Genomic DNA, 26,213 nt, shown 5'->3' on the forward strand with positions numbered 1-26,213 from the left:
CAGTTGTCATGGACATAGCATTCCAGAGAGGCGGATCGAGGCGCTTCCGGATATGGGTGTAATCTGCGCGCAACGCGGGATTCTCACGCCCGGTATATAGGGGCGGACGAGGAGGGAGTCGATTAAGTGGCTGATATAAGTTCAAAATCGTCTGCGCGCCTAGGTGGCACGATTTTTGCTAGCTTTGCCGTGTCCGCGTAAGCATAAGCTCAGGGAACACCGATCGCGGAATGGAGAGGAAGAATGTTCAAAGCTCTCACAATGACGGCTGTCATCACGGCAGCGATGTCCGTTCACGCGGCTGCAAGCGAAATTCGGGTTGGGTTTACCCTGGACGCACTGACGCTGGATCCTGCCAACCACCGTAAACGCGAAACGGAAACCATCATTCGGAACATCTACGACGGTCTCTTGACCCGCGATGCCAAGATGAAGGTCGTTCCGGAACTGGCTGAATCCTGGAAACAAGTCGATCCCCTGACCTATGATTTCACGGTTCGGCAGGGTGTGACGTTCCATGACGGCTCTCCGATGACTGCGGACGATATCGTCTTCACCTTCGAGCGCCTCACCAAGGATGGCGCCATGGACGGACAGACGAGTCCACGCAAGGATCTCGTCGGCCCCGTCAAGTCGATCACGAAGGTCGACGACAGGACGGTTCGGTTCACTTTGAGCGAGCCATGGCCGATCCTGCCCGCCATGCTTCCTTTCCAGGAAGTGGTGAGCAAGGCCTTCACCGAGAAGGTGGGATCGCAGGGACTTGCGACGAAGACGAACGGTACCGGTCCGTTCAAGTTGGTGGAATGGCGCAAGGGTGATTCCATCATCATGGAGCGCTTTGATGGATACTACGGTGGGGCGACCGACATCCCTCCCGTTGGGAAGGCTTGCGTCGACCGCGCTATTTTCCGCATCATTCCGGAGAATGCCTCCCGCGTCGCCGCTCTGCTCGCTGGCGAGGTTGACATCATCAACGAACTGCCTCCCTTCGACATGAAGAAGGTGGAGGCCAATTCGAACACGAAGGTGATGAAGGCCAATGGCACGCGCACGTTCTTCGTTGCCCTGAACAATGCGAAGAAACCCTTCGACGATCCGCGCGTACGCCAAGCTGCCAATATGGCGGTCAACAAAGCCCTTATCATCGACAAGGTCCTGCTCGGGACCGCTGTTCCCCTCAACGGTGTCATGAGCCCCGATGCATTCGGCTACAATCCCGATCTTCCTGCCTATGGCTTCGATCCGGAGAGGGCGAAAAAGCTCCTTGCAGAGGCTGGCTATCCGAACGGCGTCGACGTGACCATCGATGCCGAAGGTGCTTTCAAGGAGATGACGGAGGCCGTGGCCTCGATGCTGACGAAGGCCGGCATCCGTGCCAAGGTGAATGTCGGCGAAGGCTCGACGCTGCGAGCGAAATGGGCTCCGAAAGGTGAGAAGACCGGCGACATGTACTTCACCTCCTGGGGCAACGGCTCCCTCGATCCGGCCGATATCTTCGTGCCGACGTTGAAGACCGGAGATCGCGGCAACAGCGCCTTCTATTCGAACAAGGAAGTCGATGCGCTGCTGGATGCCGCCAATGTCGAGCTCGATCCAGCCAAGCGCGTCGATCTCTATAAGAAGGCGCAGGTGATCGTGAACAAGGACGCTCCCTGGATCTTCCTCTGGCTGCCTCAGGATATCTATGGCGTCTCGAAGCGCGTCAGCGGCTGGGAGCCGAGCGCAGACAGCAAGATCAACCTACACGATGCCTGTGTGAAGTAGGCTCCGGCCCAGTACCTGCTCAAGGAGAAAGAGCCCGATGAAACCGTTGGCGCTCATAGGTCGCATCGCCCAGCTCCTGCCGGTCCTCCTCGGCGTCAGTGTCATCGTCTTCGTGATGATGGCCCTGACGCCGGGCGATCCCGTGGAGATCATGCTGGCCGACCAGCAGGCTACCGCTGAGCAGGCTCAGGTGCTCCGCCATGATATGGGGCTCGACCGTCCGGCTCTGGAGCGGTTCGGCATTTTTCTCGGAAATGCACTAACGGGAAACTTCGGCCTGAGCTTCTTCCACCGCCGTCCGGTCTTCGACGTCATTGCGGAGCGTCTTCCGGCAACCATCGAACTGACGCTCGCGGCGCTGCTTCTGGCTCTCGCAATCTCGATTCCTCTCGGCGTCGCTGCGGCTGTCAAGAAGAACCGTCTGGTCGACCGGCTCGCTGCCATCGGCTCGCTGTTCGGCGTCTCCCTTCCGGGTTTCTGGTTCGGAATCATCCTCATCATTCTCTTCGCGGTGCAGATGCGCTGGCTGCCGGTCTCGGGGCGCATGGATTTCGCCTGCGAGGTGGCGCCGATCACCAGGCTCATGACCATCGACAGCTTGCTGCGCGGACGGCCTGATTGTTTCGCCGACGCTCTGTCACATCTGATCCTCCCCGCGCTCACATTGGCGCTTCCCATGGCCGCCGTTCTCACCCGCGTCCAAAGGGCGGCGATGCTGGAGGTGCTGCGGTCCGATTACATCGTCTTCGCCCAGGCCAAGGGCCTCTCGCGCCGCAGGATTCTCTGGCGTCATGCTCTCAAGAACGCGCTGGTGCCTACCGTGACCGTCGCGGCCATCGAGACGGGCTCTCTCCTCGGCGGCAATATGGTGGTGGAAACCGTTTTCGGCTGGCCCGGCCTCGGCCGCCTGGTCGTCGAGAGTATCTTCGTTCGCAATTATCCCCTCGTGCAGGCGGCCGTGCTGCTCTACGCCGTCACCTACGTGCTGCTGAATTTTGTTGCCGATATCCTCTACACGCTGCTCAATCCGAGGGTTCGCCTGTGAGTGCCGCCATTCAAGCACCCGCTACCCTGCCGGAGCAGGCCGAGACTCCGACATGGCAGAGCGTGAAACGTTTCTCCAGCGATGGATTCTCCGTTGCGGCTGCGATCGCCGTTCTCATCTTCGTTCTGCTGGCAATCCTGGCACCCTGGATTGCGCCTCATGATCCCTATGAGACGGATCTTCTGCGCCGTCTTCAGCCTCCAGCCTGGATGGAGGGGGGCGAGTGGAGCTATGTCCTCGGGTGCGATGCGCTTGGCCGGGATATCCTCTCGCGCATCATTTACGGCTCCCAGGTTTCGATTACCATCGGATTGGCCGTCGTCCTCATCGCGACAGCCATCGGGACGGTACTCGGTCTCGCTGCGGGCTACATGCGAGGGTGGGTCGACATCGCGATCTCGCGCGTCGTGGATATCCTTCTCGGTTTTCCCTATCTCATCTTTGCCATTGCGCTGATGGCCATGATGGGGCCGGGCCTGCAGAACATTATCCTGGCCCTGGTCTACAAAGAGTGGGTCGTTCCTGCGCGCGTCGTTCGCGGCGAGGTGCTCGCCGCTCGCGAGATGGAATACGTGGAGGCAGCCCGGGCGATCGGCGCGCCGCGCCTTCACATCATGTTCCGCGAAATCCTGCCGAACATCCTCTCGCCGGTGATCGTCGTGTCCACCATCCGGATGGCGCACGTGATCATCCTGGAAGCAAGCCTGTCCTTCCTGGGTATCGGCGTTCAGCCGCCGACCGCATCGTGGGGGTCGATGGTGGCCGACGGACGTGGCTTCATCCTGGATGCGTGGTGGGTCAGCACCTTTCCAGGCATCGCCATCCTCATCCTCGTCCTCTCGATCAATGTGGCAAGCCAGGGCCTGCGCGATGCTTTTGACCCGAAGTTCAGTGATTGAGATGCCGGAGCCTCTCCTCTCGATCCGCAATCTCAAGACCTGTTTTCCCACCCGCGCGGGATTGGTGACGGCGGTCGATGGGGTCGATCTGGACCTTTATCCCGGCGAGTGTCTCGGCATCGTAGGCGAGAGCGGCTCCGGGAAGAGCGTGACCTTCGCCAGTGTCATCGGCCTCGTGCGTTCTCCGGGTTATATCGCCGACGGGTCGATCCGCTTCGATGGCATCGATTTGAGACATCTCGAGGCCGAGCAGTGGCGCCGCCTGCGCGGGCGCGACATCGCGATGACGATGCAGGACGCGCTCACTGCGCTCAACCCGGCTCTCACGGTCGCAGAGCAGATCGAGGAGGTCCTGCTCGCGCACGCTTCGGATCTCCCCCGGAAGGGACGCCAGGAAGCCGCACGATGCCGATCCATCGAGATGCTGCGGCTCGTCGGCATCCCAGCTCCCGACAAGCGGATCGACGATTATCCGCATCAGTTCTCAGGCGGCATGCGTCAGCGCATCATGATCGCCATTGCCCTGTCTTGCCGCCCGAAGCTGCTGATCGCGGATGAGCCGACGACCGCTCTCGATGTTACGATCCAAGCGCAGGTGCTCGATCTGATCGGGGATCTTCGCCGCGAACTCGGCATGAGCGTGGTTCTCATCACGCACGATCTCGGGGTTGTGGCCGAGCACACCGACCGAGTCGCGGTGATGTATGCCGGCCAAGTCGTCGAAACGGGTCCGACTCATGAACTCATCAGCCTGCCCAAACACCCTTACACGCGCGGCCTCATTGGCTTGATCCCACGTCTGTCGGATCTTGATGCACCCATTAAGCCGATCGAGGGGCAGGTCCCTGAACTTATCGGACTCGGCGGAATTTGCCGCTTTCATGATCGCTGCGATGAGCGCATGCCTCGCTGCCGGTCCGACATCCCGATGATAGCTGCCGGGCCGAACCGGCAGGTGCGCTGCATCCGGGTCGAGGAGAGCCTGTCATGAACGATGCGCAGAGCCCTCCTCTCCTCGAAGTCCGCGACCTCGAAAAGGTCTATCACCTCAACAGCGGCTTCATGCAAAGACTTGCCCGGCAGCCTGCGCTCGACCTCCGTGCGGTTGACAAGGTGAGCTTTTCGGTTCGGGCAGGAGAGACGCTCGGCCTCATCGGCGAATCCGGTTGCGGTAAGTCGACGCTTGCCCGGACGGTCCTGCGCTTGCACGAGCCCACTGCTGGCAGCATCAGCTTCGAGGGAAGCGACATCACGAAATTGCCTCATCGGGAGATGACGGCCCTGCGCCGCCGCATGCAGATCATCTTCCAGGATCCGTATGCCTCTCTCAATCCGCGCAAATCGGTCGAAGACATCGTCGGCTTGCCGCTGTCGCTCCATGGCATTGCCCGGCGCGGGGAGATCCGGGACAGAGTCGTTGTGATGCTCGAAAGCGTCGGCTTGAAGAGTGCCCATCTAGGCCGCTACCCCCATCAGTTCTCGGGTGGGCAGCGCCAACGTATCGGAATCGCCAGAGCGCTGATCCTTAATCCGAGCTTCGTCGTCTGCGATGAGCCTGTTTCAGCTCTGGACGTCTCGATCCAGGCGCAGATCATCGCACTCCTGGGATCGCTCAAGCGTGAGCTGGGGCTAACCTATCTGTTCATCTCGCACGACATCGGCGTCATCGGTCACGTGAGCGACCGGATCGCCGTGATGTATCTGGGTGACATTGTCGAGATAGGTCCAAGTCGCGACGTCTTAAGGTCGCCGAAGCACCCATATACCAAGGCTCTCCTCTCGGCTGTGCCACAGATCGATTCAGGAGTGAAACGCGATAGGGTGAAGCTCACCGGCGACTTGCCTTCTCCCTTGGCGCCCCCTCCCGGCTGCAAGTTTCATACGCGCTGCCCCTTCGCTATCGAACGCTGCCGTCATGAGGTCCCAGCTCTTCGGGATGTCGGAGGAGGCATGAAGGCAGCCTGTCATTTGGCGGGTGCATCGTGATGAAAGTAGAACCTGGTTCCCCCATTCTGCTGACGGGCGATGCATACATGCGCGGACGGATGCAGGCTTTCTGCGGTGAGCCATTGCGTGGCGCCGTGCAGGGCGCAATCGACACGCGTCTCATACGGGCAGGGGCATTGTTGGAAAAGCCGTCCATACGATCCTTCCTGGATGAGCAGGCGCGTCTACTGGAGGTTCTCGATCCTGAATCGACAGCGGAGGTGAGAGGCATCGCTGACGGATTCGACAGAAGCTTCGACACCGTTTTTACCTATCTGCACCTGGGAATTCTCGCCGACTTCGCGACGGATGGCTGCTCCGCCTGGAGTTGGGGAGCATCGCCGACGAGCAGGCCTGTGCTCGTCAAGAACCGCGACTATCGCGGCGAGCACGCCCTGCTGCAGAGAGTTTTTCTTCATCGGGATCCGGAACGGCCGGGTAGGGCCATCCTCTGCGTCGGAAGCCTCGGTAGCCCCGGGGCATTTTCCAGCGGCATGAACGCGCATGGCTTCGCCCTTGTCGATACCCACGTCTCGACGAGCGATCATGGCCCGGGTCTCCTGCGCTATTTTCTCATGACTCGTCTTCTCTGGAATTGCGGCTCCGTGGAAGAGGCCCTGGAACTCATCGCTGAAACGCCGCATGCAGGGGGAGGTACGATTGTCATGGCGGATGCGTCGGGAGATTGCGCCGCCGTCGAGTTGGGGCACAAGGCCCTTTCGATTGAAACCGGGCCCTATGTGGTGCGGACGAACCACTTCGTATCGTCGGCATGCGCCTCATCATGGCTCCCGGCGGCGAGCGATCCTATGGCGGCCAGCACGAAAGGGCGTTACGCTCGGATCGAGGCGTGGCTTGGAGACCAGGACGATTGTCCGCCTCTTTCCGAGATCGTCGCTCTGATGGGGGGCCACACGACAAGCAGTGAGGAAGCCCTGTGCCGCCATGGGCAGGATGATCATGCGCGGACGATCTCCTCCTCTATATTTGCACCGGCCGAGCTTCGCCTTTACTTTTCATCCCGTGAACCCTGTGCCGGCCAGTGGAGTTCCTTCGACTGCCGGCCCTAGACCCGCCCACCCGAAATCGGGTTTGGGTTTCTTTGTTTCTGTGCCTTTTCGGACGGCGAACCCGGGTCCACTTCGCCTGATAGGGCCCTAACCGGGATGGACCAGCGTGGCCTACGAAGCAGGTTTGATCGGCGAACATGCCTCGATTCTCGAAGTCAGACGTCTCATCGAACGAATTGCCAAGAGTGCGGCACGCGCCGTTCTCATCTACGGGGAAACAGGCACGGGCAAGGGGCTTATAGCCCGTCTCGTACACCAGCAATCTCCCCGAAGACCTCAGGAGTTCATCGACGTCAATTGCGCCGCGATCCCTGATCAGCTTCTCGAATCCGAGCTGTTCGGCCACGAGAAGGGGGCATTTACCGGGGCCGTTTCCCGGAAATCCGGACTGATCGAGGTGGCAAACGGCGGATCGATCTTTCTCGATGAAATTCGCGACATGAACCTGGTCATGCAGGCGAAGTTGCTGACCGTGCTCGACACGCAGCGCCTCCGTCGCGTCGGGGCGACCAGCCCTGTGGAGGTCGATGTCCGTTTTATCGCCGCTACGAACCGCATTCTTCTATCGGAAGTGAATGCGGGTCGGTTCCGCGAAGATCTTTATTACCGGTTGCAAGTCGTCGCCATCAATGTTCCGCCCCTGCGGGAACGAGGCGATGACATCTTCGTGTTGACTGAGCACTTTCTCCGCCGCCTTTCCAGCCGCTACGGGCGCGTCATCCGGGGCCTGGACACGGAGGTCGTCGATATTTTTCGGCGCTACCGCTGGCCGGGCAATGTGCGCGAGCTGGAGAACCTGCTCGAACGCATCTTCATCCTTGAGGATGAGAATACGATCATGCTCAAGCATTTACCCGCCCGTATCCTGCGGGACATCAAAGAGGGCGAGAAGACTGAGCAGCCCTCCGAAATCAGAGAGGCGATCACTAAAGGAAGTGTCGATTACTACGAGGCGACCACAGCTTTTCAGATCAAGCTCATTCGCCATATGCTGGCGGCGACCAATGGCAGCTTGACCGAAGCGGCGACGCGCTTGGGCCTGTCTCGCCACGCCCTTCGGCATCAGATGTTGAAGCTCGACATCGCCTAGAGCCGAGTCGCCTTTTTGACGGCGAACCTCATCCACTTCACCGAAAAAGGCTCTAGGCGCGCGTATCCCGCGCGGGCATGCGTGGAAGTCGCAAACCCTGGAGCGTGCAGGAGGAGACTTGTCTTCGGAAAATAAATATCTTCAAATAAATTCAATAAGTTAGATCGACTATATTCGATTGGCATGAGACTTGCTTAATCCCGATCGTCGCGCTGTGACGCTTACCGGAGAATGCCCATCATGCCGTCCATAAAAATCATTTGCCCGAATGGCCATTTGGGCTTTGCTCCTCTCAAGCCCGACAGCTTCCAGCGTGGCGTGGCGGCAGGACCGGATTATATCGCGGCGGATTCCGGAAGTGACGATATTGGCCCCGTGCCTCTTGGAACGGATACGTCAACGTCGCCTGAGGCCTGGCAGCGCCAAGACCTGGAAGCCATGCTGCTGGCCGCCCGCCGGATCGACGTTCCGATGATCATCGGGTCCGCAGGCGACACGGGGACGAACAGTCGGGTCGATCGGTACGTGGCGATCATCCAGGAGCTCGCGAAGAAACATGGTCTCGCGCCCTTCAAGCTCGGCTACTTCTACTCCGAGGTCGACAAGGATCGGGTGCGCAGCGCCATCGGGAGCGACGAGCCGGTGCTTGGTCTCGACGGGCGCGATCCTCTGACCCAAGCCGAACTCGATGCGACGAACCGGATCGTCGCCATGGCAGGCGTTCATCCTTACCGCAAGTTACTGGAACAGGGTTGCGACGTGATCATCGGTGGTCGCTCCAGCGATTGCGCGATCTTCGCAGCGGCCGCCCTTCATCGTGGCACGACCGAGGCCGACGCCTATTACCTCGGCAAGGTTCTCGAATGCGCATCCTTCTGCGCCGAGCCCTACGGCGCGAAGGAGACCGTGCTCGGCGCGGTGAACGGAAATGGCGTGACGGTAACCGCCATGCACCCTGATCAGCGCTGTACCATCGCCTCGGTGGCCGGCCATGCAATGTATGAACGTTCGAACCCCTATGATGAGTTCGTCGCAGGCGGGCGATTGGACATGCGTGACTGTCACTATGAGCAGATCGACCCGCGAACGACCCGTGTCACAGGACAGCGCTTCGTCCCGGCGGAGCGGATCCGAGTCAAGCTTGAAGGCGCAGGCAAGGTCGGCGAGCGTTTCATCGGGATCGCCTCGATCCGCGACCCCTATACCATTGCTCACATTGACGAGGTCATTGCGTGGGCGCAGGCGCAGGTATTCGAGCGCTTCGGCCAATCGGGCTACGAGCTGCACTACGGTGTCTATGGCAAGAACGGCGTGATGGGAGAACTTGAGCCTGTGAAGACCCCTGCTCACGAACTCTGCATCGTCGTGCAGGGCGTCGCCCCGACCGAGGAAATGGCGGAGGAGGTCTGCATGACCGGCACGCGTCAGCTCTTCTATGCCCGCCTGCCTGAGGTGAAGGGTACGGCCGGCGGTGTCGCCTTCGTGTTGGATGAAGTCTTGAAAGCATCGCCTGCCTATCGCTGGACGGTCAATCATACGCTTGCCGTCGACGATCCACTCGAACTCTTTCCGACCCACACCGTCACCGTCGGCGCCTGAGGACGTTTGTCATGAAAAAACTGTCAGACCTCGCAAAAACCATTCGCAGCAAGAATGCCGGCGTCGATAAGATCACGTTCGACATCATCTTCACGGACCGTGGCATCTATGAGCAGGTCCTGCGGAGCAAGGCGCTTACACCCACAACGGTTGCGAAACTCTACGGAATCGAGGAAAGCCGCATCGCCGAGTTCGTGGAGTACGACCCTGCCTGTGCTATCAAGTTTACAATCTTCCGGCGACGTCCGAGTGGAAGTGCGGGAGACTCTGATATTTTTGGAGCGCAGCAGTATGCCCCGCTGCTGGAAGTGAAGGTCGATATCTAACGCGATCCGGTTCCATCGACCGGACAGGCAGTGCTTGCCGCGCGACCGTCGGTTGGAGTTGGCAGCGCGATGGCCTGGAGAGGTCCAAGCGCCCAGACGGCCCACCATTCGGATGCCGAGGGAAAGCCACGGCACCCGGATCGTTACCGTCCATTCGAGTGAACAGACGCATGGCCGACATGTCGTCCAGGCGATTGGCTATGGGCGGCCGTTGCGCATTCCTGTTTGTGACTTGCTGGGCGCTTCCTTGGCAAGAGCGAGATCCCGTGCGGTCCTGGCCGTGTTCTCATCGCAGATGATTACGGAAGCGAGGCGAGCCTTCAGAGCTGCCGCAATGGCAGGAATCTTGTTGTGCCCGCCGGATGCGAGAATGACCGTCGGAATGCGTGAGAGTTCGGTAAGCGGCAGCGCAATGGCACGCAGGTTCAGGGGATGGTCGATAACCCGACCCTCATGATCGTAGAACTGGCCTAGAATGTCGCCGACCGCGCCGAGGGCGAGCAGTTCCTCGACGGGCACGTCTCGCGGCAGTCCATAGCGGATCAACAGGGAGCGGAGCGACAGATCCCCGATGCTGAGAACGGCTACATCGTTTGCCGAAATACGCTCGAATGCCTCGCGAAACACGTCCTGTGACAGGATGATGTCGCGTGATGCAGGGCTCCCCGCATAAATAGGCGCAGCCAGATATTGGCACTCGGCATTCAGCAGGTTGGCAAGACTGCTCGCCGTCTCGAAAGTGTTGAGTTCCAGCCCATGGGTCAGCCCGCCCATCATCGAGTTGACGCACAATTCCGGATAGCGGCCCGGCCGCGTGTTGCGGATGGTCTCGCGCAGGGTCGCGCCCCAGCCTAGGCCGAGCCCCTTGACGTGATTCGTGTCAAGGAAATTCGACAGATACTCGCCCGCCGCCTGCCCGAGCAGGACCGGAACGAGATTCGCATCGTCCGGCGTTGGAATGATCACGGCATCCTTAAGGCCGTGCTCGCGTATGAGGATCTGTTCGAGTTCGACGCAAGTGGCGAACCGCGAATTGAGGGTAATGCTGATAAGGCCGCTTGTCCGCGCTTCCACGAGCATCCGATTCACGCGCAGTCTCGTCATTCCGAGTTTCTCCGCGATGTCGGCCTGCGTCATCCCTTCCATGAAGTAAAGCCACGCGACGCGGGTCTCGAGAGCGTTGTCATCCGTCTTCAGCATGGTCGCGAGCCTAACATGGTTGTCCAAAGCCTGGATCCGGCCTCCGAGGCGCTTCCGCAGAGCTGTGTCGGTTCGAGCCTTCTCTTGCAAAGCACTTCGATCATGGGAGGGCCATCATGGGAGTGGAACAAAGTATCGCAGCGATCATCGAACAAATCCTTCGGCAGGAGCAAGGGCCGAAAGCGCCCATTGTCAATGTCATACAAATGTAATACATGATATTCAAATGTATCGCGAGCGAGGGGTTGATGGCAGGTCAGGCGCAGGTTCTCAACGAGGCGGTACGAAGGGCGACGACGACACGTCAGGTGTTCGTCTCCTCCGCGGCGCTTGCCTTTCTGCCCGATGCGGTTCGCTCCGCGGGAGGCCGCGTGCCGATGATCATCGCTGATCGGAATACTATGGAGGCCGCAGGCCGCGATGCGCTCGCGAGCCTCGGACAGGTCGGTCTTGCGGACATCGAGCCGATCCTTCTGGAGGCCGTGCCTCGGGTAAAGCCTCACGCGTCCCTCGCGAGGGGCATTGCCGATGCGATCAAGGCGCAGGGAGCGATCCCGGTCGCTGTCGGGTCGGGCGTCATCAATGACCTCACGAAGTATGCGGCCGAAATCGCCGGCGTTCCTTATGTCTGCGTCGCGACGGCGGCCTCGATGGACGGCTACGCGGCCTCGGGCGCCGCCTTGCTCGACGACGGCTTCAAGCGCACGCTGGATTGCGCGCCGCCCGTCAGCATCGTGGCCGATCTCGATGTGATCGCGCGCGCTCCTGCCCGCATGGCAGGCTGGGGCTATGGCGACCTCGCTGGAAAGATCGTCGCCGGTGCCGACTGGAAACTGGCCGATCTGCTCGGCGAGGAACCGATCAATCACGAGCCGTTCGCCCTTGTGCAGGACAATGTCCGCGGATGGCTGTCGCAGCCCGATGCGATCGGAGCCGGCAATCCTGCAGCCATGGGCGACCTCGTGAACGGCCTGCTTGTCTCGGGCTTCGCCATGCAGGCGCACGGCAATTCGCGGCCGGCGAGCGGAGCGGAACATCTCATTTCCCACGTGTGGGAAATGGAACGCCTCACCTACGAGGGGGAGCCTGCCGCGCACGGTGCCTGCGTGGGGATCGGGACCGTCGCGATCCTCGCCCTTTACGAGTGGTTCCTGGGGCAGCACATCGATGAGAACGTCGTCGCGCAAGCGCGGGGCGCCGCATCAACGCCCGAGGCTGTGGAGGCTGAAATCGAAGCGGCATTCACGGATCGGCATATTGCCGACTCTGCGCGGACGGAGATGCGCGTCAAGATGGAGAGGGCTCCGCGCCGAGCGGAACGCCTTGCGACGCTCGCCGCTGACTGGCCGGCCCTGCGCGAAGAGCTGCGCCGGTACTGCATTGCGCCCGACGAGATGGAAACGTGGCTTCGTGCGGCCGGCGCCGCAGCACATCCCGGCGACCTCGGGCTGCCACTGGCGCAATTGGCGAAGGAATATCGGCGCGCACGGCTGATCCGCCGGCGCTTCACCATCCTGGATCTTCTTGACGATCTGGGTTGGCTCGACAAGGGAATTGCCGCCCTCATGGCTGGTGAAGGCTTCTGGGGAAGGCGTTCAAAAGGGCAGGGGATCGCTGTCTCGATGCCCTGAAGCGCGAGACAAGGAACAAATGGGAGGACAGCATAATGAGAAATGACAAGACGATACCGCGCATAGCCATCGGAGCGCTGACCCTGATCATGTCCGGTGCCGCCTATGCCGAGCCAGTCGAGGTGCAATGGTGGCACGCCATGAACGGCGTCAACGGAGAGCGCGTCGAAGAGCTTGCCAAGAAGTTCAACGAGTCCAACGACCAGTACAGGGTCGTCGCGGTGAACAAGGGCAACTACGACGAGGTTATCAACAGCACCATCGCGGCCTATCGGGCCAAGCGTCCGCCCCACATCGTGCAGATCTACGAGCGGGGATTCATGACCATGCTCCTCTCGGACGCCATCGTCCCGGTGCAGGATCTCATGGACAAGACTGGCCACAAGGTGGATTGGTCCGATTTCATCAAGCCGGTGGCCGGGTTCTATTCCTACAAGGGCAAACTCGCGGCGATGCCCTTCAACTCGTCCTCGCCGATCCTCTTCTACAACAAGGACCAGTTCCAGAAGGCCGGGTTCGACAAGCCGGCGGAGACCTGGGGCGAGTTCGATAAGCAGCTTTACGCCATCAAGAAATCCGGCGCGGCCGAATGCGGGACGGCGCTGGCGACGGATTACCACTGGAGCCTGATCGAGAACTACAGCGCCATCAACGACCAGCCCTATGCGACCAAGGCGAACGGCTACAATGGGCTCGACACGGAGTTCGTCTACAACAAGACGCTCGTGGTGCCGCAGGTGGCCCGCCTGAAGAAGTGGCTCGATGATGGCGTGCTTCAGATTGCCGGCCAAGGATTCAGCCCGGAGCAGCTCTTCACGTCCGGGAAATGCGCGACCTACTTCGCGTCGACCGCCGCGCATAGTGGAATCGAGCGCAATTCGAAGATCGCCTGGAGCGCGACCTTCCTCCCCTGGGAGGAAGGCGTGCAGCCGAAGAACAGCACCATCGGTGGTGCTGCGCTGTGGGTGATCAAAGGCCACAAGCCGGAGGAGGAAAAAGCGATTGCGGCCTTCTTCGACTATCTCGCGAAGCCCGAGACGCAGCTCTGGTGGCACAAGGCGACGGGATATGTCCCGCTTACCAACAAGGCCTATGAGATGGCGAAGTTCGAAGGTTACTACAAGGAGAGTCCTACGCGCGAGATCGCCATTCAGCAGCTCAACCGTGGTACGCCGACCGACAACTCCCTCGGATTCCATTTCGGCAACTTCACGCAGTCCATGTTCGCACAGCGTGAGGAAGTCGAGGCGCTGTTCGCCGGAAAGAAGGATGCGCAACAGGCGATGGACGATGCCGTAAAGCGCGGCAACGAAGTTCTCCGCCAGTACGAGCGGCTTAACAAGGGCAAGTACTGATCGAATGAAGCGGCACTGATCCTAGTCCGAATCAGTGCCGCATCGTGTCTGTCGAGCGGAGATTTGACGTGGTCGCAACCACTCACGAACCCGGTCTGAAACATGCCCACTTTCAGACTGCTGGCCTGCCGGCCCTGCTGCTTCTGCCGCAGCTCCTCATTCTTCTCTTCTTTTTCTTTATTCCGTCCATACGGGCCCTCATGCAGGCGTTCCTGCTGACGGATCCGTTTGGGGCCAGCGTCCACTTTGTCTGGTTCGACAATTTCACGGCGCTCTTCGCGAGCGACAGCTACCGCAACTCCATCTGGGTGACGATCTGGTTCACCCTGGCTCAGAACGTCGTGACGATCGCCGTCGCGCTCGTTCTCGCCTTCGCGACGGACCGGGTCGTGCGCTTCCAGTCCGGCTATAAAAGCGTGATCTTGCTGCCTTATGCGATCGCACCTGTCATTGCGGGCGTCATGTGGGCGTTCCTGTTCAATCCGGCCGTTGGACCCATCGCGTTCTTCATCAAGGCTCTGGGCTTCCAGTGGGATCCAAACCGCAATGGTTCCGATGCCATGCTGCTCGTAGTGCTCGCGGCCTCATGGAAGCATATCTGCTACGATTATATCTTTCTCGTAGCGGGACTTCTGGCCGTGCCGAGATCGTTGATGGAGGCAGCCGCAGTCGACGGAGCAGGGCCGATCAGACGCTTCTCCCAGATCGCGCTGCCGCTGCTCGGGCCCACGCTCTTCTTCCTCACGACCATGAACTTCGTTTACGGATTCTTCGAGACGTTCGCCATCATCGACGCGGTCACTCGGGGTGGTCCGGCTGGTGCCACGAATATCCTGGTCTACAAGGTCTATCAGGATGGCTTCGTTAATCTCGATCTTGGATCCTCCGCGGCTCAGTCAGTTCTCCTGATGACATTCGCTCTCCTCCTGACTCTGCTGCAGTTCAAGTATGTTGAACGCAAGGTCAATTACAGCATCTGATCATGGTCGAACGCTCCCCCATTCTCACGATGATTTGCCATCTGGTCCTCCTCGGTGGCATCGTGCTGGTCTGTTTGCCTCTCTACTTCGCATTCATCGCCGGCTCGCTGACGATGGAGGAGGTGCAGCAGGTGCCGATGCCGTGGCTGCCCGGGGGGCACTTCCTGGAGAACTTGGCGACCGCATGGATCAAAGCGGATTTTGGACAACTCCTCCTGAACTCCTTCATCGTGGCGATCGGCATTACGATCGGAAAAGTGGCAATCTCTCTCCTGTCCGCATTTGCAATTACTTATTTCAGATTCCGGTTCCGTATTCTTGCTTTCTGGCTGATCTTCACGTCGCTCATGCTGCCGGTCGAGGTGCGGATCGTGCCGACCTACGAGGCGGTTGCGAATGCGGCGCTGCCGATCCAATGGATGGCCGATTTCCTGAACATCCAAGGGCTCTGGGAGTGGATATCCGGTAGCCGGATCGAGATCACTCTCGAATGGAACATGCTGAATACCTATCAGGGGCTGATCCTGCCGCTAGTCGCCTCGGCATCCGCTACCTTCCTGTTCCGGCAGTTCTTCCTTACCGTTCCCGAGGAGCTTCTGGAGGCGGCTCGCCTTGACGGCGCATCGGCCATGCGCTTCTTCTGGACGATCCTGCTGCCGCTCTCGCGGTCCAACATCATCGCCCTGTCGATCATCCTGTTTCTCTACGGGTGGAACCAGTATCTCTGGCCGCTGCTCTTCACGACCGAGAAGGACATGGCGACCGCCGTCATCGGCGTGAAGCACCTCATCCCGCGTTCCGACACGGAGCCGGCCTGGAACGTGGCGATGAGCGGTGCGCTCCTGGTGATGCTCCCGCCTGTTCTGGTAGTCCTCATCATGCAGCGCTGGTTCGTGCGGGGCCTCGTCGACAGCAGTAAGTAAGGCACAACTCCTATGGTCATGATCATCGGTCATCGCGGGGCGCGCAATCTGTGGCCTGAGAACAGCCTGGAAGGATTCCGCAGGCTCGCAGAGCTTGGCGTAGAGGGCGTCGAGTTCGATGTGCACCTGACTGCGGACGGTGAGCTCGCGGTGATTCACGATCCGACGCTCGAACGGACCACGATGGGATCCGGTCCCGTGGGCGCTCGGACCCTGGCGGAACTCCAGGCAACTCCCCTGCGCGACGGTCGGGAATGCGTCCCGAGTCTTGATCAGGTCCTGAAAGTGCTCGGAGGCAGCTCGCTTGAACTCCACATCGAGCTGAAGACCAATGCCGTTGGACGTGCCTATGCCGGCATGGAGGCCAAGGTCCTGGAGGCCGTGCGCCGGCATGGCCTCGAGACAAGATCGATCTTGACCTGTTTCATGCTGGAGGTGCTCGAGACCGTTCGCCGGCTCGAGCCCACTATTCCGGTGCTGGCCTCCGTCGATCGCCGTTCCTGCGAGATGCTGGGAGGGCTGGATCGAGCCATCGATCGTCTCAAGGCCATTCCGGAGATCTATGTGGCGGTTGAAAAGTCCCTGCTGATCCACACCATGCAGGAGTTCACCGCGGCATTCGGTTCCAATAGGCTCGGCGCGTGGGTGCCGAACGAAGATGCCGATCTGCGCTACTGGTTGAGCCAGCCCGTTCGGCAAATCACGACCGATGGTCCTGATCTTGCAGTGCGGCTGAGGTCAGAACTTGAGAGCACTTGAGCGGTGAGGGGGCGCGGCCGGGCCGGCGTGGAGGCGATTGCCGCATGGCGGACGAGCCTTTGAATTGGCGCCGCAAGCCGCATCAGGAGCGACGCTGAGACTCGACGGATCCATATGACGAAACTGCGCGGGGCGACGTAGTTAGGGCTCGTGCCTTATAGAGCAGTGACTTGACGTGCTGCCTGACGGCGCCGTCACTCACCGATAGCGCCCGTGCGATGTCGCGGCTCGTTTCACCACTTGCGACCAAGCATAGGACGTGAGCCTCTTCCGGGGAGAGGATCGGAGCGGATGCGGGTGGCCTGGGCCGCAGATGAGATCCCTGCTTTCGTCTGCAGCGAAGGCAGATAATTTTACCTGTCATGATAGTTGCTCCCCAGCAACGCTGTTTCAAGCTATCATAGCGTCAGGAGGAGCGTCTCACTTTGCCGACCGGCGCAATCTCTGTGCCGTCTGCCTCAAGCGAGGAGGCCGTGGCAGCAGGGTTAATCACACCCGCAGATCGCGGATCCACTGGGCCACAATCGGCCCGGTCGAGCCAGATCTGTAGCGCTGGACAGCGACCTGAGCCAGCGTCCCTTCAGCGCGAGCCTCCCGAGGCGACATGTCGAACATGCGCCGGAACGCCCGGCTGAAGGCTGCTTCATTTCCGAAGCCCCACGAATACGAGAGATCCGCTATCGAGCGGTGCGAAGGGGAGGGAGAGGTCAGTTCGGCAAAGCAGCGCAACATGCGGCGCTCCCGGATATAGCCGCTTAGTCCGCCGAGAGGTTCGAACATTCGGACGAGGGTTGCTCGCGACACATGGAACTCTCGGGTTATGCCTTCGACCGTCAGACCTGGATCGGCCAGGTTCGCTTCGATGTAACGCTTAACGGTCAGGAGAAGGGCGCCTCTCTTGGCCGTTGCGACCGTCTCCCGTGATTCAGCCGAGGGGCCGAAGCAGCCGGCGATTAGGCTTGCCGTCGCCTCGGAGATGGCTGCCCCATCCTCCGCACTCAACGAGTTGGCCGTTTTATGAATCGTCTGCATGTAGGTGGCAAGGACATGGCCGAGCCCCGTCTGGCCGGACAGAACGGTACCGTGCAGACCGTCGGGATATCTGACCAGTGGTTCCAGCATGGATCTCGGCACGATGCAGTTCAGATTGTGGAAGCGCTCGGCCTGTGTCCGCACGGTCTGCGACAGGTCGAGGATGCTGATATCGCCTGACCTGACCTCGATGGCACGGCCTTCCACTTCCCCAGCATAGCCGCCATGTGTGTAAAGCTGGACGAGATAATGATCGACACCGCTGCGGGCGATCGTGAGCGGAGAGCGATGAAACCGCTGAGCGTTTGCGCTCACGCTCCCAAAGACGAGAGGGCCGAGATGGTAGCTATCGACGTTCACCTGGAAGGCATCGACTGCTCGTGAGTCAGGGATCGATATATCGAACAGGGGAGAGGTTATGCTGCGCCACGTCCAGAAAGCCTCTTCGGCGGATGAGGCCGCAGATCCGACGAAGGAAAAGGACGGCAGACCGGACATGATCGATTTAGCGCCTAGGTTCAGAGTGTGATGTTTCTTGAACCGGTGGGAGGCTACCGGATTGGGATGGAAAAGGAATACGTATTATCCGCATAACCGGAAAGAGTTTCGGTCACGGGCGGAAGATTATCCGTGGGACAGCTCCCTGTATCAATAATGCCGGATCAGTCGTTAACTCTTTGGTGACCATACCCGTACTTGGCGAGGCCCACCTCGAACACCTGCCATGATTGGTCGTTAACCACACGGAAGCGTTCAGTGAGGTTGCGTACATGGCTCCAATGCTGTCCCCTTGGACTTGGCCCAAGCCGGCGAAGACACCAGCCTTCAAATCCTTGCGTCAGCGCGTTCTCGTCGTCGAGGACGAGTTGATCATCGGAGAGCTTGCTGCGGAGGCGCTCACCGATGCGGGCTACGAGGTCTTCACAGCGGCCAGCGCCGAGGAGGCCGCAATCATTCTACGAGATATGTCAGTGGATATTTTGTTCACCGACATCGATCTGGGTGGTCAAGATGGCTTCGAATTGGCGCAGACCGCTTTGTCCCTTCAGCCGTTCCTATCGCTTGTCTTCACCTCCGGCCGCTCTCGGATCTATCACGGCCGGTGCGCATCGGTGGGCGTGCCTTTCCTCGTCAAGCCTTATCGCCTCACCGAGTTGGTGGAGACGGTCCAGCGTGCCTCGACGGCGAGATCAAAGCAGTGACAGCTTTGCCCGAGATTGCTGCCGTCGATCATGCTGTCGGTGACATCCGCTCCCAGGTTCGTCGACCGGTCGATCATCCTGAAGCTGGCCTCCCAAGCGGTTGCCTGCGCCGAAGGCGGGGCATAGATTTCCCTTGTCACTCCGGGAACGTGCTGAATATTAGCCGTCGAACGCATACAGGGCATCAATGGACGCGGAGCAAGCCCCACCAGAGGCCTCTTCGGATCGCGAAGACCATCTGAAACGTGACCGCACAACGCGAAGCTTCGTGACGTCGGAGGACGTAGCGCGGCTCGCCGGCGTCTCCCGATCGGCCGTTTCACGGACCTTTACGCCCGGCGCCAGCGTCTCGGCCGATGTGAGGCATCGCGTTCAGGAGGCGGCCAAAACCCTTGGATATCGAGTCAATCGCTTGGCGCGGAGCCTGATCAGCGATCAGTCCAATCTGGTCGGGGTCGTCGGCGCCAACTTGTCCTTGCCCTTCATGGCACGCCAGCTCGACGAGCTGAGCCGGGAGCTTCTGAAGCGCGGGATGCAATGCCTGCTCCTCAATGCCGCCGAGGCGGAGCAGGGGATCGCACCGCTGATCGAACTCATCCTGGAGTTCCGGGTCCGGGCCATCGTGGTGATGTCGGGTTCGCCTCCGTCGTCGATCATCGACGAGTGCATGGCCAACGGCGTGCGGGTGATCCTGGTCAATCGACAGGCGGACGATACCGAAGCCGATACGATCATCAGCGATGATCTCAGTGGGGCCCGCCTTGCGGCCGAGCGCCTGCTCCGCGCGGGTTGCGGACGGATCGGCGTCGTCGGAAGCGGAGTTCGGACGCCGACCCAGATCCGCCGCCGCGGTGCTTTCGTGGACCGCGTCAGGGAAGCCGGGATAGAGCCGGCTGTCTGGGCCTCGGGCGGGACTGCCTACGAGACCGGGATGGACGCCGCCAGGGGCCTGCTTTCCACCCATGACCTCGATGGTGTCTTCTGCGTCACGGACCTCATGGCTCTAGGCTTCCTCGATGGCGCGCGCGAGATGGGGCGGCGCGTTCCCGACGATCTGTCGATCATCGGCTTCGACGACATCCAGCAATCGGCATGGGCCGCCTATCGCCTGACCACGATCAGGCAGTCGATGAGCGATCTCACGGACTCCGTGCTGGCGGCGATCGAGCGGAAAATGACCGGGGAGAGGGGTGACCTCGCGCATGAGGTTCTCCCTGTCGAACTCGTCGAGCGAGCGACCGTCCGCTCCACCTCCTGATCCCATCCCCTTTCCAAACCAAGAAAATTTCTTGCTCAGAAAGGCTCTTGCAACCTTTGCACACGTGTGCAAACTTAACGCTGCGTCACCCACGTGATGGGGGAAGCTCAGCAAACTGACGGCCCGTCCGGCTAAGCCGGATGAGAGCATCCGAATGTCAGACGCTATGGGAAACGCTATTGGGCCGGCTTCCGGCCTCGGGAAGGATGGAGCGGAATGACGAGTTCGGCGGCACCGGTGCAGACCCCATCGCGCGTCCCCTCGGTAAGAGCCGTCGTGGGGCACCTCTGGCATTCCTTCACCCAGCCCGAACGCCTGTTGGGTATTCTCCTCGCCATCGTGTTGGCTGGATTGGTTCTCGTGCCGCTGTTCGAGCTGATCCGGGAGACTTTGACTGTCCAGCCCTATGACCGCGCGTACTTGCCGAAGGCCCAGCCGGGCGAGTTCACGTGGTTTCACTACGAGCGCGTCTTCGCCGGTCGCCTCTCCTGGGCGATTTTCTACAAGCCGTTCTTCAACTCTCTCATCACGGCATTCACCGCCACCATCATCTGCCTTGCTTTCGGCGCAGGCTTCGCCTGGCTGATCGTACGCACGAACATCCCGTTCCGGAATTTCCTGCATACATTGGTGATGATCCCCTACATGCTTCCGTCGTGGGTCATGGCACTAGCCTGGATCACGTTCTTCAAGAACGACCGCATCGGCGGGGCCTCGGGCGCCTTTGCATATTTCTTCGGCGTGCAGCCGCCGGACTGGATCGCCTATGGTCCAATCCCGATCATCATCTGCCTGTCGCTGCATTACTACGTCTACGCCTACCTCTCGGTGTCGAGCTCGATCACAAGCGTCGACAGTCAGCTCGAGGAGGCGGGAGCGATGGCAGGACTTTCTCGTCTGAAGCAGTTCCTGTGGATCACGGCTCCGCTGCTGCTGCCCGCCATCGGCTCCGCCGTGGTGATGACGTTCATCCGAGTGGTTGGATCGTTCGGGACGCCCGCCGTGCTCGGCATGCCGGTGCGCTATTACGTGCTGCCGACGCAGATCTATGCCGCCATGGGAACCCGCAATGCGGGCGATGGCTTTCTCCTCGCTCTGGTGCTCGTCGTTCTCGCGTGCCTGTTCATCTTCATCAACCAGCGCCTCATCGGCGTCCGCAAGAGCTTCGTGACCTTGTCCGGCAAGGGCTTCCGCAGCAAGGAGATCGATCTTGGGGCATGGCGGTGGCCGCTCTTCATCTTGATCATGCTGCTCATGACGGCGGCTGTCGCGTTCCCGCTCGTCCTGCTGGTTCTGCAATCGCTGATCAAGACGGCAGGCAATTATAGCCTGGGCAATCTGACCCTGCATTACTGGATCGGCGGCGGAGGCGAGGGTGTCGATCAGCTGCAGGCAGCGCTTGTCGACAACGGCAACATCATCGATGCCACCTGGAACAGTCTCAAGCTCGCGTTCCTCACGGCCATGACGACAGGCATTTTCGGGTTCCTCATCGGCTATGTCGTGGTCAGGACCCGCGGCTCGCTCACCTCGCGTACGCTCGAGATGGTGGCCTTCCTGCCTTACATCTTTCCGGCTCTCGCCTTCGGGGCGATCTATATCGGCATGTTCGCCCGCCCGTTCGGGCCGATCCCCGCTCTCTACGGCACCTTCGCGCTGCTCGTCCTGATCTGCTCCGTCAAGACGCTGCCCTTCACCTCGCGCACGGGAATCGCCGCGCTGCTGCAGATCGACAAGTCGCTGGAGGAGGCGGCGCGCGTCCAAGGTATCGGCTGGTTCCGCAGGATGATCCGGATCATCGTGCCCATCGCTGCCGGCGGACTTCTCTCCGGCATGCTTCTTAGCTTCATCAGCATCATGCGCGAGTTGTCGCTCATCATTCTTCTCGTCACGCCTTCGACGAACGTGCTCGCAGGCGTCATCTACAACTACCAGAACCAGGACATGCCGCAGCTTGTCGGCGTCGCCACTGTGCTGCTCGTCGCCATCGTGATTGCGGTCAACCTGGTCGTCCGTGCCGTGTCAACGAAGACGCGGGTCGGAGCTGTCTGACGCTCCGGCCAAATCGTCATAACGAGACAAGAAGGAGGAAGCCCATCATGACACCGACATTCCGCAGCGCTGGAGCCTGGCTCGCGGCTGGCGCCCTGACCCTCGCATTGGCGGCGCCGGCCCTGGCGCAGAAATCCGATCCGAAATGGGATGCCTGGTTGCAGAAGAGCCAACTCGGCCCTTACCAGAAGAACGAGAATTGGGACGAGGTCATCGCCAACGCAAAGAAGGAGGGGGAGGTCGTTGTGTACTCCTCCACCGGTACGATGCTGAAGGTGGCCGAGGATTTCGGGAAATTCTATCCGGACATCAAGGTCAAGGCCTATGATCTTGGCTCTGAGAAGACGATCGAGAAAGTCGTGCGTGAGCATCAGGCCGGTGTGTATGCGGCTGACGTCGTCTACTCGGGTGGCACGGAGCAGATGGTGTTCGATTTGCTTCCCAATCACCGCATCGTCAACTACGTGCCATCCTACCTGACTGACAAGATCCCCGCGGCGCATCGCGAGCCGCTGCTGACGCACGTGATCGAGGCCTACGGCGTCTTCTACAATTCTGAAACATACCCTCAGCCGCCGATCAAGACCCTGTGGGAGCTCACCGAGCCGCAATGGAAGGGCCGCTTCTCCATGAAGTCGCCGGCCGGCTCGCTCACGACGCTGATGATGCTGGCGTCCATCGTCGAGCATTCCGATGAGATGCAAAAGGCCTATGAACAGCACTATGGCAAGAAGCTCGAACTCTCGTCCGGGGTCGAGAACGCCGGCTACGAGTTTCTTCACCGGCTGATCGGAAACGACATCGTCATCTCGGATAACAGCTCGAAGATTGCCACGGCCGTCGGCCTTCGCGGCCAGGCCAAGCCGCCGATGGCATTCTCGGTGATCCACTATCTGACGAAGAACCAGAGCGACAATTACGCGAATGCGGTTCCCTATGATCTGACGCCGTCGGCCCTGTTCTCCTACCCGACCTATGTGGCGGTTGCCGGGCAGGCGCCGCATTCGAATGCCGCGAAACTCTTCGTGGCGTTCCTGATGGGCAGCAAGGATCTGAACGGCAGTTCCGAGCTGAAGGCACCGTTCCGATCGGGCAAGTCTCTGGAGCTCCTGCAGGGCATGGCGGCGTTCTATCAGGTCGGCACCTTCTCGCCACGCACCGACGTTCCGCCGCCACCCTACAGCGAGATGTGGCCCAAGGCCCGGAAGCTCACGGCGTCGCCTGAATTCGTGAGGGACAACATCGCGAAGATCAGCGACTTCTGGATGGCCGAGACAAGCCGCTAACCTGACCTGAATGGCTTCCGCACGAGAGAGTGCCCATGTCTGAAATTACCCTCAGAAACATCACCAAGTCGTACGGAAGCCATCTGGCCCTTCCGAGCCTCGACCTCGACATTCCGAAGGGAAGCTTCGTCACCCTCCTCGGGCCGTCGGGCTGCGGCAAGACCACGACCTTGCGCGTCATCGCCGGCCTCGAACAGGCGACCACCGGCGAGGTCGTACTTGGCGGCAAGACGGTTTACTCCAGCGGGACCGGCGTCTTCGTCCCGCCCGAGCGGCGCGGCCTCGGCTTCATTTTCCAAAGCTATGCGCTTTGGCCGAACATGAAGGTCGACCGGAACATCACCCTGGCGCTCTCGGAGGCGAAGCAGCCGAAGCAGGTGATCGAGGATCGGCTCACCGAAGCACTCGCGAAGGTTCAGCTGACCGGACTTGCCGACCGCTACCCGTCCGAACTGTCGGGGGGGCAGCAGCAGCGCGTCGCCGTGGCGCGCCTGATCGCCGCTCGCAACTCGATCCTGCTCATGGACGAGCCTCTGTCGAACCTCGACGCGAAGCTCAGGACGGAGATGCGGACGGAGCTGAAACGCATGCACCGCGAGCTGCAGGCGACGACGGTCTATGTCACGCACGATCAGGTCGAGGCGTTGACGATGTCGGACATCGTGGTCGTGATGAAGGACGGCGTCATCCAGCAGCAGGGTTCGCCATATGAGATCTATCACAACCCCGCCAATCTCTTCGTCGCCGAGTTCATCGGCGATCCCAGGATCAACCTGTTCGAGGGAATTCTGAGTATGAACGGGAGTGATCGCATCCTGCGCTTCGAGGACAGCACCATTCCCGTTCCAGCGCGTCTGCAATGCGGTGACGGTCCAGTGACGTTCGCGATCCGCCCGGAGAACATCACGATTGTCGAGCGGCAGGGCCCGTTCAGCCTGCCGGCCGAGGTCGACATCGTTCAGCCCACTGGATCGCAGACGATCATTTCGCTCTCGGTCAAAGGGCAGCGGGTGACGGTCCTCATCCCGCGCTTCGAAACATCCCTGTCGAGGAAGAATATCTGGATCGAATTTCCTGCCGACCAGCTCACTTTCTTCGATAAGGCCGGAAACCGAGTCCCGCTGCAACAACCTGTTCTCGGTGCATCCCATGCGGCCTGAGGGCAGCCCGCGGCCGGACCGTCGCGGTAATTCGTTACAAACTATAGGATACGAGATGGCGACCCAATTCAACTTCCCCCGTCCTTCGATGAGCCTGGTCGTCGACGATCTTCCGCCGTTCGGCGTCAAGCTCTATGTCGGGGACGCGAACGCAGCCTCGGACAGGGAGATGCTCGAGAGCAACGACATTGCCATCGTGGTGAATTGTGCCGTCAATCTCGACATCGACTACGCGGCCGGCGTAGGAGCTTCGGAGATCGCGTCGCCCCACGGACCGGTCCGGAACTACAAGCTGGGCCTCATCGACGATGCGGGTAACCCGGACACGATGCTTCTGGCCGGCTATTATCTGCTCGATGGCGCCCTGCACCAGCAACTGCCCGACCGCTACACCTACCCGCATCGACGTCGCGGCAATGTCCTGCTGCACTGCCGCGGCGGTCGCAGCCGGTCCGTAATCCTCGCGGCCTTGTACATCCACATCCAACTTCCCGACCGCTTCCCGACCCTTGATTCAGCCATCGGCCACCTGCGTGTCACGCGCGAACTCCACCCCGATGAATGGATGGAGACGCCGAAGCCGATGCTGATCGAGGCCGCCCGTTACGCTGCTGCGTGGATCCAGCGGATCGAGAGCGACAAGCACCCGGCCCCGCAGGCCGTTTCCTCCAGTCGATAACCAGGACAGACCCTCATGGCCTTCTCGAACATTGCCAGGGCTTCAGATACTGCTCCTTTGCCTACGGCAGAGAGGGGCGACCTCAGATTCTCCGTTGCCTGTGCGGTTGCGCGCGAAGCGGGAGCCTTGGCACGTCGCCGTTTCAATGGACGCCCCGGCACGACCGGCATCAATCTCAAGGGACATCAGGACTACCTCTCGGCTGTGGATGCCGAGGTCGAGACTCTGGTTCGGATGCGATTGGTGGAAAGCTTTCCTGAGGACTCTTTCTTCGGCGAGGAGGGGGGAGGGTCGTTCGACAGCAATGTCTGGGTGGTGGATCCTATCGATGGAACTGCGAACTTCGTGCGTGGAATCGCGCAGTTCTGCATCTCCATTGCCTATGTGAGCGATGGCCGGACACAAATCGGGATCATCTACGATCCGATGCACGACGAGCTGTTTGCCGCGGAGCGCGGCCGGGGAGCGACCCTGAACGGTGAGCTGATCCGAGTCAGCGGTTTGGCCGATATGCAATCGGCGACCATCGAGGCGGGCTGGTCCACCCGATTGCCCCTTGCCCGATATGTCGAACTCGTGGACCGGGTTCTGGCGGACGGAGCGGGCGTCCGGCGCGGCGGATCGGGCGCGCTCGCCCTCGCGTATGTGGCGGCCGGCCGGATAGACGGCTATTGCGAACTGCACATGAACTCCTGGGATGCCTTAGCCGGTCTGCTGTTGATCGAGGAGGCCGGAGGATGGGTGAACGATTTCCTCGCCAGCTCGGGGCTGCGGGACGGCAACATCGTGCTCGGCTGCACATCGGGCCTGAAGGATCCTCTCGTCGAAGCAATGGGAATGGCCTGACCTGGCTTTGATCTTCGACGTTGGATGGCGACAATACGATCCCGCCCACCGCGCGGAGACTTACTCCT

At 60.6% G+C, this 26,213-nt stretch carries 24 protein-coding genes; 21 read left to right on the forward strand and 3 right to left on the reverse strand.

What is annotated here, in order from left to right:
* The first annotated feature begins 243 nt into the window (after positions 1 to 243).
* The 9 genes from U0023_RS12035 (at position 244) to U0023_RS12075 (ending at position 9,782) form a co-directional block, all read left to right on the forward strand.
* Positions 244 to 1,767: an ABC transporter substrate-binding protein gene (locus U0023_RS12035; RefSeq protein WP_009491480.1), complete on the forward strand. Its 1,524-nt coding sequence runs from the start codon at positions 244 to 246 to the stop codon at positions 1,765 to 1,767.
* 37 nt (positions 1,768 to 1,804) lie between these two features.
* Positions 1,805 to 2,812: an ABC transporter permease gene (locus tag U0023_RS12040; RefSeq protein WP_009491479.1), complete on the forward strand. Its 1,008-nt coding sequence runs from the start codon at positions 1,805 to 1,807 to the stop codon at positions 2,810 to 2,812.
* Positions 2,809 to 3,711: an ABC transporter permease gene (locus tag U0023_RS12045; RefSeq protein WP_009491478.1), complete on the forward strand. Its 903-nt coding sequence runs from the start codon at positions 2,809 to 2,811 to the stop codon at positions 3,709 to 3,711. Before U0023_RS12040 ends, U0023_RS12045 begins: the two co-directional genes overlap by 4 nt.
* Before the next feature lies 1 nt (position 3,712).
* On the forward strand, positions 3,713 to 4,702 hold the full coding sequence (locus U0023_RS12050) for an ABC transporter ATP-binding protein (RefSeq protein ID WP_040638424.1): 990 nt from the start codon (positions 3,713 to 3,715) through the stop codon (positions 4,700 to 4,702).
* On the forward strand, positions 4,699 to 5,697 hold the full coding sequence (locus U0023_RS12055) for an ABC transporter ATP-binding protein (protein ID WP_009491476.1): 999 nt from the start codon (positions 4,699 to 4,701) through the stop codon (positions 5,695 to 5,697). Before U0023_RS12050 ends, U0023_RS12055 begins: the two co-directional genes overlap by 4 nt.
* Positions 5,697 to 6,767, forward strand: a complete 1,071-nt coding sequence (locus tag U0023_RS12060) for a C45 family autoproteolytic acyltransferase/hydolase (protein ID WP_009491475.1) — start codon at positions 5,697 to 5,699, stop codon at positions 6,765 to 6,767. Before U0023_RS12055 ends, U0023_RS12060 begins: the two co-directional genes overlap by 1 nt.
* Positions 6,768 to 6,873: 106 nt before the next feature.
* The gene (locus U0023_RS12065) at positions 6,874 to 7,857 is read left to right on the forward strand and encodes a sigma-54 interaction domain-containing protein (RefSeq protein ID WP_009491474.1); all 984 of its coding nucleotides are present in this window, start codon (positions 6,874 to 6,876) and stop codon (positions 7,855 to 7,857) included.
* Positions 7,858 to 8,097: 240 nt separating this feature from the next.
* Complete coding sequence (locus tag U0023_RS12070) at positions 8,098 to 9,456, forward strand: acyclic terpene utilization AtuA family protein (protein WP_009491473.1); 1,359 nt, start codon at positions 8,098 to 8,100, stop codon at positions 9,454 to 9,456.
* An 11-nt stretch (positions 9,457 to 9,467) separates the two neighbouring features.
* A complete protein-coding gene (locus tag U0023_RS12075) occupies positions 9,468 to 9,782 on the forward strand; it encodes a DUF4387 domain-containing protein (RefSeq protein ID WP_009491472.1) in 315 nt (104 codons plus the stop codon).
* A 198-nt stretch (positions 9,783 to 9,980) separates the two neighbouring features.
* On the opposite strand, the gene U0023_RS12080 is transcribed toward U0023_RS12075, so the two are convergent.
* Complete coding sequence (locus U0023_RS12080) at positions 9,981 to 10,982, reverse strand: sugar-binding transcriptional regulator (RefSeq protein ID WP_009491471.1); 1,002 nt, start codon at positions 10,980 to 10,982, stop codon at positions 9,981 to 9,983.
* Positions 10,983 to 11,230: 248 nt separating this feature from the next.
* Here U0023_RS12080 and U0023_RS12085 point away from each other — a divergent pair, with 248 nt between their 5' ends.
* The 5 genes from U0023_RS12085 to U0023_RS12105 all read left to right on the forward strand — a co-directional run bounded on the left by U0023_RS12085 (position 11,231) and on the right by U0023_RS12105 (position 16,630).
* The gene (locus U0023_RS12085; protein WP_009491468.1) at positions 11,231 to 12,613 is read left to right on the forward strand and encodes a sn-glycerol-1-phosphate dehydrogenase; all 1,383 of its coding nucleotides are present in this window, start codon (positions 11,231 to 11,233) and stop codon (positions 12,611 to 12,613) included.
* A gap of 35 nt (positions 12,614 to 12,648) precedes the next feature.
* On the forward strand, positions 12,649 to 13,968 hold the full coding sequence (locus U0023_RS12090; RefSeq protein WP_009491466.1) for an extracellular solute-binding protein: 1,320 nt from the start codon (positions 12,649 to 12,651) through the stop codon (positions 13,966 to 13,968).
* Between the two features lie 68 nt (positions 13,969 to 14,036).
* Positions 14,037 to 14,948: an ABC transporter permease subunit gene (locus U0023_RS12095; protein WP_009491465.1), complete on the forward strand. Its 912-nt coding sequence runs from the start codon at positions 14,037 to 14,039 to the stop codon at positions 14,946 to 14,948.
* A 2-nt stretch (positions 14,949 to 14,950) separates the two neighbouring features.
* Positions 14,951 to 15,871 carry an ABC transporter permease subunit gene (locus U0023_RS12100; protein WP_009491464.1) on the forward strand — a complete coding sequence of 307 codons (921 nt, stop codon included), beginning with the start codon at positions 14,951 to 14,953 and terminating at the stop codon, positions 15,869 to 15,871.
* Between the two features lie 12 nt (positions 15,872 to 15,883).
* On the forward strand, positions 15,884 to 16,630 hold the full coding sequence (locus U0023_RS12105; protein WP_009491463.1) for a glycerophosphodiester phosphodiesterase family protein: 747 nt from the start codon (positions 15,884 to 15,886) through the stop codon (positions 16,628 to 16,630).
* An 82-nt stretch (positions 16,631 to 16,712) separates the two neighbouring features.
* Here U0023_RS12105 and U0023_RS35545 read toward each other — a convergent pair whose 3' ends face one another.
* Together U0023_RS35545 and U0023_RS12110 are read right to left on the reverse strand one after the other, a co-directional pair.
* A complete protein-coding gene (locus tag U0023_RS35545; protein ID WP_083861377.1) occupies positions 16,713 to 16,994 on the reverse strand; it encodes a LuxR C-terminal-related transcriptional regulator in 282 nt (93 codons plus the stop codon).
* A gap of 125 nt (positions 16,995 to 17,119) precedes the next feature.
* The gene (locus U0023_RS12110) at positions 17,120 to 18,160 is read right to left on the reverse strand and encodes a helix-turn-helix domain-containing protein (RefSeq protein ID WP_009491462.1); all 1,041 of its coding nucleotides are present in this window, start codon (positions 18,158 to 18,160) and stop codon (positions 17,120 to 17,122) included.
* A 272-nt stretch (positions 18,161 to 18,432) separates the two neighbouring features.
* Between U0023_RS12110 and U0023_RS12115 the strand changes: the two genes are divergently transcribed.
* The 7 genes from U0023_RS12115 (at position 18,433) to U0023_RS12145 (ending at position 26,145) form a co-directional block, all read left to right on the forward strand.
* Positions 18,433 to 18,864 (forward strand): response regulator, encoded by a 432-nt coding sequence (locus U0023_RS12115; protein ID WP_009491461.1) that lies wholly within the window; start codon positions 18,433 to 18,435, stop codon positions 18,862 to 18,864.
* Positions 18,865 to 19,051: 187 nt separating this feature from the next.
* On the forward strand, positions 19,052 to 20,122 hold the full coding sequence (locus U0023_RS12120; RefSeq protein WP_009491459.1) for a LacI family DNA-binding transcriptional regulator: 1,071 nt from the start codon (positions 19,052 to 19,054) through the stop codon (positions 20,120 to 20,122).
* A 216-nt stretch (positions 20,123 to 20,338) separates the two neighbouring features.
* Positions 20,339 to 22,174 (forward strand): ABC transporter permease, encoded by a 1,836-nt coding sequence (locus U0023_RS12125; RefSeq protein ID WP_009491458.1) that lies wholly within the window; start codon positions 20,339 to 20,341, stop codon positions 22,172 to 22,174.
* Between the two features lie 47 nt (positions 22,175 to 22,221).
* Entirely contained in the window at positions 22,222 to 23,460 is a 1,239-nt protein-coding gene (locus tag U0023_RS12130) for an ABC transporter substrate-binding protein (RefSeq protein WP_009491457.1), read from the forward strand.
* Between the two features lie 35 nt (positions 23,461 to 23,495).
* Complete coding sequence (locus U0023_RS12135) at positions 23,496 to 24,620, forward strand: ABC transporter ATP-binding protein (RefSeq protein ID WP_009491456.1); 1,125 nt, start codon at positions 23,496 to 23,498, stop codon at positions 24,618 to 24,620.
* Positions 24,621 to 24,675: 55 nt separating this feature from the next.
* Positions 24,676 to 25,299, forward strand: coding sequence for a protein-tyrosine phosphatase family protein (locus U0023_RS12140; RefSeq protein ID WP_009491455.1), 624 nt, complete (start codon positions 24,676 to 24,678; stop codon positions 25,297 to 25,299).
* A 15-nt stretch (positions 25,300 to 25,314) separates the two neighbouring features.
* A complete protein-coding gene (locus tag U0023_RS12145) occupies positions 25,315 to 26,145 on the forward strand; it encodes an inositol monophosphatase family protein (RefSeq protein ID WP_009491454.1) in 831 nt (276 codons plus the stop codon).
* The last annotated feature ends 68 nt before the right edge of the window (positions 26,146 to 26,213 follow it).

This window comes from Microvirga lotononidis, assembly GCF_034627025.1.
GTDB classification, from domain to species: Bacteria; Pseudomonadota; Alphaproteobacteria; order Rhizobiales; family Beijerinckiaceae; genus Microvirga; species Microvirga lotononidis.

Excerpts from the sequence above, each read along its gene's own strand:
- U0023_RS12090 (WP_009491466.1), top strand. The coding sequence starts at position 12,649 with ATGAGAAATGACAAGACGATACCGCGCATAGCCATCGGAGCGCTGACC.
- U0023_RS12115 (WP_009491461.1), top strand. The coding sequence starts at position 18,433 with ATGGCTCCAATGCTGTCCCCTTGGACTTGGCCCAAGCCGGCGAAGACA.
- U0023_RS12120 (WP_009491459.1), top strand. The coding sequence starts at position 19,052 with ATGGACGCGGAGCAAGCCCCACCAGAGGCCTCTTCGGATCGCGAAGAC.
- U0023_RS35545 (WP_083861377.1), bottom strand. The coding sequence starts at position 16,994 with ATGACAGGTAAAATTATCTGCCTTCGCTGCAGACGAAAGCAGGGATCT.
- U0023_RS12110 (WP_009491462.1), bottom strand. The coding sequence starts at position 18,160 with ATGTCCGGTCTGCCGTCCTTTTCCTTCGTCGGATCTGCGGCCTCATCC.
- U0023_RS12100 (WP_009491464.1), top strand. The coding sequence starts at position 14,951 with ATGGTCGAACGCTCCCCCATTCTCACGATGATTTGCCATCTGGTCCTC.
- U0023_RS12140 (WP_009491455.1), top strand. The coding sequence starts at position 24,676 with ATGGCGACCCAATTCAACTTCCCCCGTCCTTCGATGAGCCTGGTCGTC.
- U0023_RS12060 (WP_009491475.1), top strand. The coding sequence starts at position 5,697 with ATGAAAGTAGAACCTGGTTCCCCCATTCTGCTGACGGGCGATGCATAC.
- U0023_RS12040 (WP_009491479.1), top strand. The coding sequence starts at position 1,805 with ATGAAACCGTTGGCGCTCATAGGTCGCATCGCCCAGCTCCTGCCGGTC.
- U0023_RS12105 (WP_009491463.1), top strand. The coding sequence starts at position 15,884 with ATGGTCATGATCATCGGTCATCGCGGGGCGCGCAATCTGTGGCCTGAG.
- U0023_RS12125 (WP_009491458.1), top strand. The coding sequence starts at position 20,339 with ATGACGAGTTCGGCGGCACCGGTGCAGACCCCATCGCGCGTCCCCTCG.
- U0023_RS12145 (WP_009491454.1), top strand. The coding sequence starts at position 25,315 with ATGGCCTTCTCGAACATTGCCAGGGCTTCAGATACTGCTCCTTTGCCT.
- U0023_RS12070 (WP_009491473.1), top strand. The coding sequence starts at position 8,098 with ATGCCGTCCATAAAAATCATTTGCCCGAATGGCCATTTGGGCTTTGCT.
- U0023_RS12085 (WP_009491468.1), top strand. The coding sequence starts at position 11,231 with ATGGCAGGTCAGGCGCAGGTTCTCAACGAGGCGGTACGAAGGGCGACG.
- U0023_RS12135 (WP_009491456.1), top strand. The coding sequence starts at position 23,496 with ATGTCTGAAATTACCCTCAGAAACATCACCAAGTCGTACGGAAGCCAT.
- U0023_RS12050 (WP_040638424.1), top strand. The coding sequence starts at position 3,713 with ATGCCGGAGCCTCTCCTCTCGATCCGCAATCTCAAGACCTGTTTTCCC.
- U0023_RS12080 (WP_009491471.1), bottom strand. The coding sequence starts at position 10,982 with ATGCTGAAGACGGATGACAACGCTCTCGAGACCCGCGTCGCGTGGCTT.
- U0023_RS12055 (WP_009491476.1), top strand. The coding sequence starts at position 4,699 with ATGAACGATGCGCAGAGCCCTCCTCTCCTCGAAGTCCGCGACCTCGAA.
- U0023_RS12130 (WP_009491457.1), top strand. The coding sequence starts at position 22,222 with ATGACACCGACATTCCGCAGCGCTGGAGCCTGGCTCGCGGCTGGCGCC.
- U0023_RS12075 (WP_009491472.1), top strand. The coding sequence starts at position 9,468 with ATGAAAAAACTGTCAGACCTCGCAAAAACCATTCGCAGCAAGAATGCC.
- U0023_RS12035 (WP_009491480.1), top strand. The coding sequence starts at position 244 with ATGTTCAAAGCTCTCACAATGACGGCTGTCATCACGGCAGCGATGTCC.